At 58.5% G+C, this 13,652-nt stretch carries 9 protein-coding genes; all 9 read left to right on the forward strand.

Annotated elements, in window-relative coordinates:
- Window positions 1-170: 170 nt before the first annotated feature.
- Complete coding sequence (locus tag PBR20603_RS20355) at window positions 171-1,031, forward strand: plasmid recombination protein (protein WP_150561266.1); 861 nt, start codon at window positions 171-173, stop codon at window positions 1,029-1,031.
- 215 nt (window positions 1,032-1,246) lie between these two features.
- Window positions 1,247-2,155, forward strand: a complete 909-nt coding sequence (locus PBR20603_RS20360; protein ID WP_217425982.1) for a helix-turn-helix transcriptional regulator — start codon at window positions 1,247-1,249, stop codon at window positions 2,153-2,155.
- A 7-nt stretch (window positions 2,156-2,162) separates the two neighbouring features.
- Window positions 2,163-3,731 carry a class I SAM-dependent DNA methyltransferase gene (locus PBR20603_RS20365; RefSeq protein WP_150561267.1) on the forward strand — a complete coding sequence of 523 codons (1,569 nt, stop codon included), beginning with the start codon at window positions 2,163-2,165 and terminating at the stop codon, window positions 3,729-3,731.
- Complete coding sequence (locus tag PBR20603_RS20370; protein WP_150561268.1) at window positions 3,721-5,121, forward strand: restriction endonuclease subunit S; 1,401 nt, start codon at window positions 3,721-3,723, stop codon at window positions 5,119-5,121. The genes PBR20603_RS20365 and PBR20603_RS20370 overlap by 11 nt, the downstream gene beginning before the upstream one ends.
- A gap of 4 nt (window positions 5,122-5,125) precedes the next feature.
- Complete coding sequence (locus tag PBR20603_RS20375) at window positions 5,126-6,172, forward strand: hypothetical protein (protein ID WP_150561269.1); 1,047 nt, start codon at window positions 5,126-5,128, stop codon at window positions 6,170-6,172.
- Between the two features lie 34 nt (window positions 6,173-6,206).
- Window positions 6,207-9,410 carry a type I restriction endonuclease subunit R gene (locus PBR20603_RS20380; protein ID WP_150561270.1) on the forward strand — a complete coding sequence of 1,068 codons (3,204 nt, stop codon included), beginning with the start codon at window positions 6,207-6,209 and terminating at the stop codon, window positions 9,408-9,410.
- Window positions 9,411-9,455: 45 nt separating this feature from the next.
- Window positions 9,456-11,390, forward strand: a complete 1,935-nt coding sequence (gene qatA, locus PBR20603_RS20385; protein ID WP_150561271.1) for a Qat anti-phage system ATPase QatA — start codon at window positions 9,456-9,458, stop codon at window positions 11,388-11,390.
- Window positions 11,390-12,274: a Qat anti-phage system associated protein QatB gene (gene qatB, locus PBR20603_RS24515; protein WP_150561319.1), complete on the forward strand. Its 885-nt coding sequence runs from the start codon at window positions 11,390-11,392 to the stop codon at window positions 12,272-12,274. The genes qatA and qatB overlap by 1 nt, the downstream gene beginning before the upstream one ends.
- A complete protein-coding gene (gene qatC, locus PBR20603_RS20395) occupies window positions 12,271-13,638 on the forward strand; it encodes a Qat anti-phage system QueC-like protein QatC (protein WP_150561272.1) in 1,368 nt (455 codons plus the stop codon). Before qatB ends, qatC begins: the two co-directional genes overlap by 4 nt.
- The last annotated feature ends 14 nt before the right edge of the window (window positions 13,639-13,652 follow it).

Raw genomic sequence — 13,652 nt, forward strand, 5'->3', positions numbered from 1 at the left:
ATCAAATCGGCCAATTGTTCACACAGTTTCGCCCATTGGTTCGCACAGTTTCAACACACTGTTCGCACATTGGGCGGCGGGGTCCAGGGGATTTCCCCCTGGCCGACATTTATCGTTGCGACAGCGGCGATAAATATAGTCGGTCACTATGTTTGCGAACACGGTGCGCCATGATCACAGGCGGCATCCAGTTTGTTCACATCGCTGTCTATTCGCTGCACTCACCGAAGAAAACCTCGCGGGGAGCGGATCGGAAATGGGCTGTGCGCGACGTGATTGCTGAGGCCAGCCGCGAGCCGCAAGCCTGCTTGCATGTGCCGAGACCGAGGTCACCCAACCTGCTGCATGGTCCCAGCCTGGCAGAGCTGGAAGCCGAGATTGGCGCCATCCATGCGCGCAGCCGTGACGCAGCTGGTCGCCGTTTGCGAAAGGATGCGTCCGTACTGATGGCTGGCGTAGCGTCGTATCCACGTGGAGGCATTGAGTACAGCTACTGGAAGCAAAGCACCTTGGAGTGGCTGCAAACGGAATTCGGTGATCGCCTTCGGTCCGTTGTCGAGCACACCGATGAGGCGCACCCGCACCTCCACTTCTATGTCGTCAATCCTGACGGTGGCAACGTCAAGGACTTACATCCCGGCTTCCGTGCGGCAAAGGGCGCTCAAACACCCAAGGAACAGCGCCTTGCCTACAACACGGCAATGCGCGCATTTCAGGACCGATTCTGGGAGCACGTTGCCGGTCCGTCTGGACTCGCTCGTTTGGGGCCGGGTCGCCAGCGCATGAGTCGTGCGCAGTGGACGCGGGTGAAGTTCGGGCTGCCGGCGCAGGCCGCGCTGCTCCAGCGTGCGCGAGAGATCACGCGTGGGACGGGCGAACGAGACCGCCAACTGCGTTCATTTGCCGAGAAAACCATGATGGAAGCGCAGGCCCTGATCAAGCAGTTGGAAGCGCGTGAGGCGCGGATTTTGGAGCTGGAGGCGAGGTATGGCTTGGGCATTCAGGGGGTTCATCGTGAGGAGCCGGAATAGAGCTAACGACTGCAACTGGGTGCAGCTAGCGTGCGCCGCCTAGGGGGCTAGCTTGTTCTGAACTTGACGACCCGGCGTAGAGGTGTAGCTGTGTTGCAGGAGTCCGCTTGACGGCGCATAATGTGATCAAAGTGATTACATTATGCGCCATAGAATGGTCCAATATAAAACCAATCTCAGACTTTTGGCCGTCCGTCTTGGATGAGGAGCCTTCGGTGACTCAACCCCAGCGCGTCGAGAGCTTGAGCCACGCCCAGCGCGAGCGGCTCGCCTACATCGACTTCCGACTCTACTTCTTCGGTGAGATCGGTCGCCCAGACCTGATTGAGCGCTTCGGCGTGGCTCCGGCAGGGGCGACACGCGACTTGGCGCTGTACCGGGAAATCGCGCCGCAGAACATCACCTTTGACGGCAGCAACAAGATCTACCGGATCGGGCAGGCATTCTCGCCGCTGTTCGACCACGCATCGCAGCGCGTGCTGTCGGCGCTGGCGCTCGGCTTCGGCGATGGCTTGAACGGTGCAACGCAGCCGCTGCTGCCGTGCGAGTCACCCACCGCTCTGAGCAACCCCAGGATGGACGTGCTTGCCCCGGTTTGCCGGGCGATCCACGCCAAGCGGCCTGTCGCCATCCGCTACCACTCGATGAGCAGCGGTGAGTCCGAGCGCATCATCGTTCCCTTCGCGCTGGTGGATACCGGCCTGCGCTGGCACGTCCGGGCCTTTGATCGCAAGAGCGGAGAGTTTCGGGATTTCGTCGTCACCCGCATCGAAGCGCCAACGCTGCTCGACGAGGAACCACAGGCCAACGAGCGTCCGGACAACGACATCCAGTGGACGCGCATCGTCGAGTTGGACTTCGTGCCGCATCCGCGCCTTGATCACCCCGAGATCATCAAGTTGGATTACGGGATGACTGAGGGTTCGATTCGGATGCGCGTTCGCGCTGCGGTCGCGGGGTACATGCTGCTGCGCTGGAGCGTGGACTGCTCGCCCGACCACCGGCTCAAGGAAGAACAGTACCGCCTATGGCTCAGCGATCCGCTGGCCCTGTACGGCGTTGAGAACGCAAAGCTCGCACCGGGCTATCAAGCCCCGGCAGCAAAAACATCACGCAAAGGATAAGAACACGATGGCACAGAACGACACCGCCAAGAACGGGAACGGAGGCAACCTCGGCTTCGAGGCTGATCTTTTCAAGGCCGCCGACAAGCTGCGCGGCAATATGGAGCCAAGCGACTACAAGCACGTCGCGCTCGGGCTCATCTTCTTGAAGTACATCTCCGATGCCTTCGAGGCCAAGCACAAAGCGCTGCTGGCTGAAGACGTGCAGGCCGCCGAGGACAAAGACGAGTACCTCGCTGACAACGTGTTCTGGGTGCCCAAGGAGGCGCGCTGGTCGAACCTGCAGGCCAACGCCAAGCTGCCCACCATCGGCACCTTGATCGATGACGCGATGCGCGCCATCGAAAAGGACAACGAGTCGCTCAAGGGCGTGCTGCCCAAGGACTACGCTCGGCCCGCGCTCAACAAGGTGATGCTAGGTGAGCTGATCGACCTGATTTCCGGCATTGCGCTCAACGAGGAAGGCGACCGCTCTAAGGACATCCTCGGGCGCGTGTACGAGTATTTCCTGGGCCAGTTCGCCGGAGCCGAAGGCAAGCGCGGCGGCGAGTTCTACACGCCGCGCTCCGTGGTGCGCGTGCTGGTCGAAATGCTGGAGCCGTACTCAGGCCGCGTCTACGACCCGTGCTGCGGCTCGGGCGGGATGTTCGTGCAGTCGGAGAAGTTCGTGCAGGAGCATGGTGGCCGCATTGGCGACATTGCGATTTACGGGCAGGAGTCGAACTACACCACGTGGCGACTGGCCAAGATGAACTTGGCTGTGCGGGGCATCGACTCGGACATCCGCTGGAACAACGAGGGCAGCTTCCACAAGGACGAACTACGTGACCTAAAGGCAGACTTCGTCCTAGCCAATCCGCCTTTCAATGTGTCCGACTGGGGCGGCGACCGCCTGCGGGAAGACGTGCGCTGGAAGTTCGGCGCGCCGCCCATGGGCAACGCCAACTACGCGTGGCTCCAGCACATCTACCACCACCTTGCGCCCAACGGCACGGCGGGCGTGGTGCTGGCCAACGGCTCGATGAGCACCAACCAGTCTGGCGAAGGCGACATTCGCAAGGCGATGATCGAGGCCGACGCGGTGGACTGTATGGTAGCGCTGCCCGGACAACTGTTCTACTCCACGCAGATCCCCGCTTGCCTTTGGTTCCTGGCCCGAAACAAGAATCCCGCGAACGGGAAAGCGGGGGGGCTGCGTGACCGGCGAGGGCAAGTGCTGTTCATCGACGCCCGTAAGTTGGGCGTGCTGGTGGATCGCACCCGGCGCGAACTCACCGACGAAGAAGTCCAAAGAATCACCGATACCTACCACGCTTGGCGCGGTGAGGACGGTGCTGTGGAGTACGCCGACGTGGCGGGCTTTTGCAAGTCGGCGTCAATTGACCACATTCGCACACACGGCTATGTGCTCAACCCCGGGCGCTACGTGGGTGCGGCGGATGTGGAAGACGATGGGGAAGCTTTCGAGGAAAAAATGGCACGGCTTTCTGCACTCTGGCGGGGACAGCGGGAGCAAGCGGCCAAGCTCGATGCGGCGATTGAAGCCAACCTGAAGGAGCTTGGGTATGGCGAATGAGTCTTTAGAACAACTTGCGCTTCACACAATTGGTGGTGGATGGGGCGCTGAAACTGAGGATGCTACTAACAATACTCGTGTCTCTGTCATTCGAGGCACTGATATCCCGCGCCTTAGAGTCGGCGAGTTCTCATCTGTTCCAGTAAGGTATGAATCAAGTACGAAGGTCAAAAATCGTCGACTGAGGCCTGGCGATATCGTTATTGAGGTGTCAGGGGGAAGTGCTGCCAGTGGTCAGCACACTGGGCGGGCGTTGTTTGTCACGCAAAAAATGCTTGATTCACTCGGGGATAATGTGATTCCAGCTAGTTTTTGTCGGCTTCTCCGCTTGGATGCGCAGCGAGTCAACCCTAACTTCATCGTCTATCAGATTGATGCGCTGCACCTGACAGGCGAGATCGCTGATTTTGAAAATCAATCCACGGGCATCGCCAACTTTCAATTCTCAAGATTTGCTCAAGAGACATTCCCGTGCATCGGTGACTTGCGGTCTCAAGCCGCCATCGCCCACATCCTCGGCACGTTGGACAACAAGATTGAGCTCAACCGTAAGCAGAACGAAACGCTGGAGGCGATGGCCCGAGCCTTGTACAAAGCGTGGTTTGTGGACTTCGAGCCGGTTCGAGCCAAGCAAGAAGGCCGCTGGCACCGTGACCAGTCGATACCTGGTTTGCCCGCACACCTTTACGACCACTTCCCCGACCGCTTCGTCGAGTCGGCGCACGGCGAGATTCCAGAGGGGTGGGAACACACCCAGTTTGGCTCGCTATTAGAGAGCACAATCGGCGGGGACTGGGGAAAAGAAATTTCAGAGGGTGACCACAATCAAGTCGTCTCCGTAATTCGCGGAACCGACTTCCCCGATATCTCTTCGGGCGGCATTGGGAAAGTGCCTACTCGGTATACGACTGAAAAAAAACTCGCATCTCGTCAGTTGCAAGCCGGCGATATAGTTTTGGAAATTTCTGGAGGCAGCCCAACGCAACCAACTGGTCGTTCTATTTTTATTTCGGAGGCCACCCTTGATAGATTTAGTAATGCTGTTGTTTGCGCTAGCTTTTGTAGGCGCCTCCGGCCCAAGAACAGAGGCATGGGCGCGCTTGCCTTCATGCATCTGCAGCATCTTTATGCCGCAGGAGGAACTTGGGAATACCAAAATCAAAGTACGGGAATCGCAAATTTTCAGACCACGCGCTTTCTAGAGTCTGAGATGGTTGCCATGCCATCGGCGGTACTATTGGAAGCGTTCGCGGCACAGGCGCACTCATTACTCGACAAGATGTCGACCAATGAAAATCTCGCATTGGTCAAATTGCGCGACACGCTGTTGCCCAAGCTAGTCTCCGGCGAACTGCGTGTTCAGGATGCCGAGCGGATTCTCGGAGCTTGATCAGATGAAGCTTCAGCTCGACGCCAACAATTATGAGGCCTGTCCACCATACAACGAATGGTTGGATGAGCGGTACTCAGAACAGTCGGGCGGAACACTCGACATTCTGGGTTATCAGCCAAGGCCAAGTTTTGTTCTTTTCACAATGAGTCCGGATACTTATGAGGCTACATTTTCGGACTTCACGCAGCAGCGCGAAGAGGGAATAAAAGAATCCGTATGCAATCAATTTCCATCACCGATTGCCTACTATTTCTACCGATTCGAAAATGGGTACGAAAGTGATCTGCAGCGCCTTCACCTTCTCCGAGATACATGGGAGTCGGTGATCGACATCCTGCACGCGCTCGCCGTGGCGGAATGCCGTCATCGAAATATCCAGGTCGTAGATCCGCTGAAGTTTAAAGACTTTTTCACCGACAGCGTTGCAAAGAGACTCGAGAACATAGAGGGGATAACTACCCAGTTGAGCGCCGCAGGAATATTGCCAGCCGTCGCAAAAATATCACCGGCGGCGACACTCGCGGCGATGAAGGAGCTCAACCAGTCTCGAAATGCCTTCTCTCACAGCGCAGCGCAGTCTGAGGCACAGGCACGAAGCTGGATTAGCGAGTGTTATGTAGACGTCGTGGAGGTTCTTGCAGAGCTGGATGGCCTAGAGGACATTCAAATCGTTCGGTATTTGAGTCAAGTTGATGGAACAACACTGAGATGCGAAATATTCAAAGGGCATAGCTCCACCAGGACAATTCAGAATATAAAAATTAGTCATCAACAAATGCTTGAATCTGCAAAATATTTTCAGCAAGGGCAGATGCTGGTGATTGCCGACGGGTTAATTTTCGGACTTCGCCCGATGGTTCATTTTCGCGAGGACGGCGTGGGTCACACGACTCGTCTTTGCATATTTAGAAAGACGCGAGGAGAAGACCCGGATCGGCGGCTTGAGTACGAAGTTATTGGTGAGGCCGTGCGCCACGAAGAAAGTCGGAAAATTTTTGCAACAGAAATAAATGAGTTGCGGGGAATTTTCGGTTTGGGGGCTGAGTAGAAATGTGTGAATCCAGATTCGCAGGAGAACAATAATGGCTTTTCTATCTGAGGCCGCCGTCGAGCAGGCGTTACTGGATCAGCTGCGAGCTCTCGATTACATCGTCGAACGCGAGGAGGAGATCGGCCCCGATGGACACCGTCCGGAACGTGAGAGCCACGATGAGGTTGTGCTCAAGAAGCGGTTCGAAGACGCCGTAGCGCGTCTGAATCCAGGCCTGCCATTGGAGGCACGTCAGGATGCGACTCGGAAGGTGACGCAGTCCGAGCTGCCCTCATTGCTCGAAGAAAACCGCCGCCTCCACAAGCTGATGACGGAAGGCGTAGACGTCGAGTACTACGCGGACGACGGCACGCTGACTGCGGGCAAAGTCGCGCTGATCGACTTCGAGCACCCAGAGCAGAATGACTGGTTGGCTGTGAGTCAGTTCGTGGTGATCAACGGCCAGAACAATCGGCGGCCCGATGTGGTGGTGTTCGTAAACGGCTTGCCGTTGGGCGTGATCGAGCTGAAAGCGCCGGGCAGTGCGGGGGCGCATCTGCTGGGTGCATTCAACCAGCTGCAGACCTACAAGAAGCAAATCCCAGCGCTGTTCAACACCAACGCGCTGCTGGTCACCTCGGATGGCATTGCAGCCCGAGTGGGTTCACTCTCGGCAGACCTTGAGCGCTTCATGCCGTGGCGCACCACCGACGGCACGGACGTTGCCCCGAAAGGTGCGCCGGAACTTTTGACACTGATTGAAGGCGTGTTTGAGCATCGCCGCCTGCTCGATCTGCTCCGTCATTTCACAGTGTTCGGTGAAACCGGTTCTGGGCTGGCCAAGATCATCGCGGGCTACCACCAGTTTCACGCAGTGCGACACGCGGTGGCATCGACTGTTCGTGCTTCGATGGCATTGCAGGGTGTGTCAGAAGACCCAGCTGACTACGGTTTGCCTAGCGTGAGAACTCAACGTCCAGGTGATAAACGCGCGGGCGTGATTTGGCATACCCAAGGCTCTGGTAAAAGCCTGCTGATGGCGTTCTACGCCGGGCAGCTGGTCAAACACCCGGCAATGGCCAACCCGACGTTGGTGGTGCTGACTGACCGCAACGACCTCGACGATCAGCTCTTCTCTACCTTCTCGATGTGCCGCGACCTGATCCGGCAGACGCCGGTGCAGGCCGAGGGCCGAGAAGACCTGCAGAAGGTTTTGAGCCGGGCATCGGGCGGCGTGATTTTCACGACCTTGCAGAAGTTCGGCGAGGTTGCGGAGCCGCTCACCACACGCCGCAACGTGGTCGTCATCGCAGATGAAGCGCACCGCAGCCAATACGGCTTTAAGGCCAAGGTGGACGCGAAGACCGGCGAAATCTCTTATGGCTTTGCCAAGTACATGCGCGACGCTCTGCCGAACGCATCCTTCATCGGCTTTACCGGTACGCCCATCGAAGCGGACGACGTCAATACCACGGCGGTGTTCGGCAACTACATCGATGTCTACGACATCAGTCGTGCTGTCGAGGATGGCGCGACCGTGCCGATCTACTACGAGTCGCGGCTGGCGCGCATCGAACTCGACGAGGGCGAGAAACCGAAGATCGATGCCGAGGTTGATGATCTGACCGAGGAGGACTCCGAGGCCGACCAGGAGCGTTTCAAGAAGAAGTGGTCAACGGTCGAAGCCCTGGTTGGCAGCGACAAGCGCCTTGCTCTGGTGGCAAAGGACATGGTCGCCCACTTCGAGGACCGCGTGGCAGCCCTTGATGGGAAGGCGATGGTGGTGTGTATGAGCCGTCGCATTTGCGTGAAGCTCTACGACGAGATCATCAAGCTGCGACCCGACTGGCACAGCGCCGATGACAATGCCGGTGCAGTCAAGGTCGTGATGACTGGCGCGGCGAGCGACCCGCAGGAGTGGCAGCAGCACATTGGCAACAAGGCCCGGCGCGATCTGCTGGCCAAGCGCGCCCGCGATCCCAAAGACCCGCTCAAGCTCGTGATCGTTCGGGACATGTGGCTCACCGGCTTTGACGCACCGTGCATGCACACGATGTACGTGGATAAGCCGATGAAGGGGCATGGCCTAATGCAGGCGATTGCACGTGTGAACCGCGTGTTCCGCGACAAGCCCGCAGGGCTGATCGTGGACTACATCGGCATTGCGCAAAGCCTGAAGTCCGCTCTGCAGCAGTACTCCAAGAAGGACCAAGAAAACACCGGTGTCGACGAAGCGCAGGCCATCGCAGTGATGATGGAGAAGTACGAGGTCGTGCGGGACATGTACCACGGCTACGACTATGCGTCGGCGATGGGTGGTACGCCCCAAGAGCGCTTGGTAATGATGGCTGGCGCCATCGAGTGGATTCTCGATCTGCAGCAGAAGCTGGCTGAGAAGGAAAAAACGGCGGAGGGTAAGAAGAACGCTCACCGCCGATACCAGGATGCCGTGCTCGCATTGTCCAAGGCTTACGCTCTGGCCTCTGCCTCTGACGAGGCGCGAGAAATTCGAGAGGAGGTTGGCTTCTTCCAGGCGATTCGCGCTGCATTGGTCAAGAGCAGCACAGGGTCTGGCATGGCCCAGCAGGAGCGCGAGTTGGCTATCCAGCAAATCGTTAGCCGTGCTGTGGTCTCGACCGAGATCGTAGACATCCTGGCGGCTGCGGGAGTCAAGAGCCCGGACATCTCCATCCTCTCCGACGAGTTCCTTGCCGAAGTGCAACAGATGGAGAAGAGGAATCTTGCTCTGGAAGCACTGCGCAAGTTGCTGAACGATGGGATTCGCTCGCGCAGCAAGGCCAACGTGGTGCAGACCAAGGCCTTCTCGGAACGCCTGGAAGACGCTGTGGCGCGCTACCACGCCAATGCGATCACGACCGCAGAGGTGCTGCAGGAGCTGATCCAGTTGGCCAAGGACATCCGTGCGGCACGCCAGCGTGGCGAAGAGTCCGGCTTGTCAGACGAGGAGATTGCCTTCTACGACGCCCTGGCTGAGAACGAAAGCGCCGTGCAGATGATGGGCGACGACAAGCTCAAGCTGATCGCCCACGAATTGCTGACGAGCCTGCGCGAGAACGTATCGGTTGACTGGGCGCACAGAGACTCTGCCCGTGCCCGGATGCGTGTGCTGGTGAAGCGCATTCTGCGGAAGTACGGCTACCCGCCAGACCTTCAGGACACGGCGGTGCAAACGGTGTTGCAGCAGGCTGAGGCGTTGTCGTCGGGGTGGTCGGTGTCGCATCGCGGAACAACCTGATTGCACCTGGCGGTAGGGGATTGAGAAGACTTCAGGGAGAGACAGATGATCCTGACCGATAACGAGACCAAGGTCGATCTACTCAACAACGAGGCAATTGCCTCCACGATCATTGGGCTACTTCGCGCGAAGCCAGACCACCCGGTGACTATCGGTGTGCACGGCGACTGGGGGGCAGGAAAGTCCAGCGTGCTCGAAATGATCGAAGCTGGTTTTTCCGATCAGGGCGATGTCCTGTGCCTCAAGTTCAATGGATGGCGCTTTCAAGGCTTCGAGGACGCGAAGATCGCCTTGATCGAAGGGATCGTCTCGGGCTTGGTCGAGAAGCGTCCGGCATTGAAGACGGCGGCAGTGGCCGTCAAGGATGTCTTTCGTCGCATCGACTGGTTGAAGGTCGCCAAGCGAGCCGGCGGTCTGGCCGTGACCGCATTCACCGGTATCCCGACACCCGAACAAATCGGGACTATTGTCGGCTCACTCGAAGCGTTAGTGGCAGACCCTGCAAAGTTTGTTACGAAAGAAAACCTCTCGACCGCCATCGACGAAGCGAAAGACCTACTCAAACCAGGCGAGTCCAAGAATGTGCCGGAAGAAGTGGAGGCCTTCCGCAAAGCGTTCGACCAACTCCTGAAAGATGCTGGCATCAAGCAGCTTGTTGTCCTGATCGACGATCTCGACCGCTGCCTGCCCGATACGGCCATTGAAACGCTCGAAGCGATCCGGTTGTTTGTCTTCACGGCCCAGACGGCGTTCGTCGTTGCAGCAGACGAGGCGATGATCGAATACGCGGTGCGTAAGCACTTTCCTGATCTACCCGACAGCACTGGACCACGCGATTACGCCCGCAATTACCTCGAAAAGCTCATCCAGGTTCCGTTCCGCATCCCGGCCCTGGGGGAGACCGAGACCCGGATCTACGTGACGTTGTTGCTGGCCGGCGCCGAGGTCGGGGAGGACGACGCGGACTATGGAAAGCTAATCACCGTAGCAAGAGAGAAGCTGAAACGTCCTTGGACCAACGGCGGTCTTGATGCCGCAGCGGTCAAGACGGCCCTCGGCAAGCAAGCCGACAAGGCGAAGAACGCACTTGCACTTAGCGACCAGATCGGTCCCATTTTGGCGAGCGGTACAAAGGGCAACCCGCGCCAGATCAAGCGGTTTCTCAACACGTTGCTGCTGCGCGAGCGCACTGCGACCGCGCGCGGGTTCGGTGACGACATCAAGCTACCCGTGCTAGCGAAGCTCATGCTTGCGGAACGCTTCCTCCCAAGGTTGTTCGAGCAGATCGCATTTGTCGCGGCAGTCCATCCGCAAGGGCTGTGTGAAGACCTCGAAACGCTGGAAAAGAGCCTTGCACTGGCTGACGGCAAGGCTAGCGAGCTGAAGGAGCAGAAGGCCACTGAGCCCACCTCTGTGTCTGACAACGCTGTGTTGACCGAGTGGAAGTCGTCCGAGGCTGTGCGCGACTGGGCGCGCCTCCTGCCGAAGCTATCAGGACTCGATTTGCGCCCTTACCTGTTCGTGACAAAGGACAAGAAGGACTACTTCGGCCCGGTGTCGGTGTTGGGTCACCTGGCTGCTGTGGTCGAGAAACTGTTCGGCGGCAAGATGACCGTCCAAAGCTACGAAGCCGAGTTAAAGCAACTCGTGCAACCCGAAGCCGAGAAGGTATTCGAGGCCGTGCGCAGCAAGATTATGGGCTCCGGCGCTTTCGAGACCAGACCTGCAGGTGTAGATGGCCTCACCATCCTTGTGAAGGCACAGCCCGGCCTCCAGAGCCGGTTAATGGACTTCCTGGAGGCGCTGCCAAGTGGTAAGTGCGGGCCTTGGACCGTCAGTGGCTGGCAAAGCGTCATCAAAGACACCGAATGCGCTACTCGCCTCACAAAGCTACTGGGAGACTGGAGCAAAGTCACCGGAAATCTTGGCCTCAAGGCCAGCGCCGAAGCAGCGCTCAAAGATCTGAAGGTAGGACGTTGATGGGAACCTCAACAGCTTATGGCGGCCCAGGCGGCGGGACACCACTTATTCCGTCATGGTTAGGTGATACGGACAGCGGTAGCCCGCCTGGAACCCCTCCGGGGGATGGTGCAGGACCAGACGGCCAGCCGCCCGCTGATGGTGCTACCCCGCCGGCGCCGCCGAACCGCCCGCCTATTCCCAGGACAGCTGACCCTCAACGCTTCTCTGGCGCCCGCAATAGCTTCACGCGATTCGCTGGCTCTGGTGGCAGCGATCGAGCCAGCCTGGGCCGTGCCGTCTCAAAGTACGTCTCAACATCCGCTGGTGGTTCGCGCCAAGCTGCCCAACGCATGGGTGCCTCGCGCGGCGCCGGAGCGCGGCTCCTCGGCTTCCTCGCCGACGCGCAAACGCGAGGTGTACGCGAAGCACTGCGAGCCCTGAACCTGGAATCGTTGGCGGGGCGCCCAATCACTGAAATTTTCGTGGGGCTGGCCGATTACATCTGCCCAGGTGCGGGTACGGTTGATGAAGGCATTGCCCGCCAGGCATATATCGAAACCATCGTTGAACTGGCGAGCGAAGGGCTCACCGATCTAACCACGTTCACTCCCGATCAAATGCAGACGGTTTTCGAGCTATATGCCACTCATGCGATCGAGGCACGCATCTGCAATGACATCGGTACCAAGGCTGTGACCATGCCACCAGATGTACAAGCTGCACATCGCGTCGAACAGCAGTTGCGCGACTTCATCCGGGGAGGAGTGAGCGACGCGCTGACACGAGCGCGGGCGGAAACCCCCAATCTCACCCCTGAACGAATTCAAGGCTTCGTTGACGCTGTGTACGAATCCGCCTTTGCAATCTTGCATACCCTTGGCGATGCGGAGGCCAACCAATGAAGCGACAACTCCTGGTGGGCCGCTTTGGCCCGGACGACCGCTTCGATGTGACGCCGGGTACCGATGAACAAACGACCTACCTGCAACTCGTCGCCGGAGAGAAATCTTTGGATCACGGTATCGGTAGCGCGCTGACAAGCCTGAAAAAGATCGGCGTATTTCCTTCAGAAATCGGCATCGACTTACTGGTGCTGGCCGCCCACGTGCATGCCGCCGACACGCGCATCTCTCGCACTGAGCAGTCTCAAGATTCATGGACACGCGAGATACGTCTCGTCGTTCCGGTCAGCGATCCGGCTCGCTGGGATGCTGCAGCACTTACGCTCAGGAGATCTTTAGATTTCCTGACTGGAGATCGCTGGACGATCAGTTTCAGAGCACGCCCAGCTCGATTCGCGGCGATCGCTCAAGCCGAACCTCCGAGCCTGATTGCTCCTCCCTTCGATTCTGTCAGCTTGTTCTCGGGCGGACTGGACAGCTTGATTGGCGCCATCGACTTGCTGGAGGACGGCTCCACTCCCCTGCTGGTCAGCCACTTCGGGGAAGGAGCGACGAGCGATGCTCAAGGCAAGCTGTTTGCAGGTTTGAAGAAGCACTACATCAAGTCATCTTTCGAGCGGTTGCGGGTCGGCATGACCTTCGTGGATGGTCTTGTAGAAGGCGTCGGCTCAGAGAACAGCACACGAGGCAGGTCGTTCCTGTTCTTCGCTCTCGGGGTATTCGCAGGCACTGGGCTCGGACGGCGTTTCGTTCTGCGCGTCCCCGAGAATGGGCTGATCGCTCTGAATGTGCCTTTGGACCCTCTGAGATTGGGATCAAACAGCACGCGCACCACGCATCCGTATTACATGGCGAGGTGGAACGATCTGCTTGTCGCGCTCGGCATAGACGGAGAAATTCGGAATCCATACTGGGATAGGACGAAAGGCGAGATGGCGGCAGCCTGCCGCAACCCGAATCTCTTGAAGAAACTGGCAACAGATTCGCTATCGTGCTCGTCCCCCGCCAAGGCCCGATGGCTAGGACATGGCATCGAACAATGTGGCTATTGCCTACCATGTCTGATCCGTCGCGCAGCGTTGACGGCAGCATGGGGTACTGGGAACGACCCTACAACATACACGGTTCCCGATCTTCACGCGCAGCCGTTAGACACACGCCAGGCGATGGGAGTACAGGTCAGGTCGTTCCAGTACGCGATTGAGCGCTTGAAGGGCAAGCCACAGATCGCGAACCTTTTGATCCACAAACCCGGCTCGCTTGCAGATGAAGGCGCGCACTTGGACCAGCTTGCCGACGTCTATCGGCGCGGCCTGGGCGAAGTCGCACGGCTTATTGACGGTGCTGAGGCGAGACCAAGTTGATGGGTGAGGGGCGC

Origin of the sequence: Pandoraea bronchicola, from assembly GCF_902459805.1 — a bacterium.
Taxonomy (GTDB): Bacteria; Pseudomonadota; Gammaproteobacteria; order Burkholderiales; family Burkholderiaceae; genus Pandoraea; species Pandoraea bronchicola.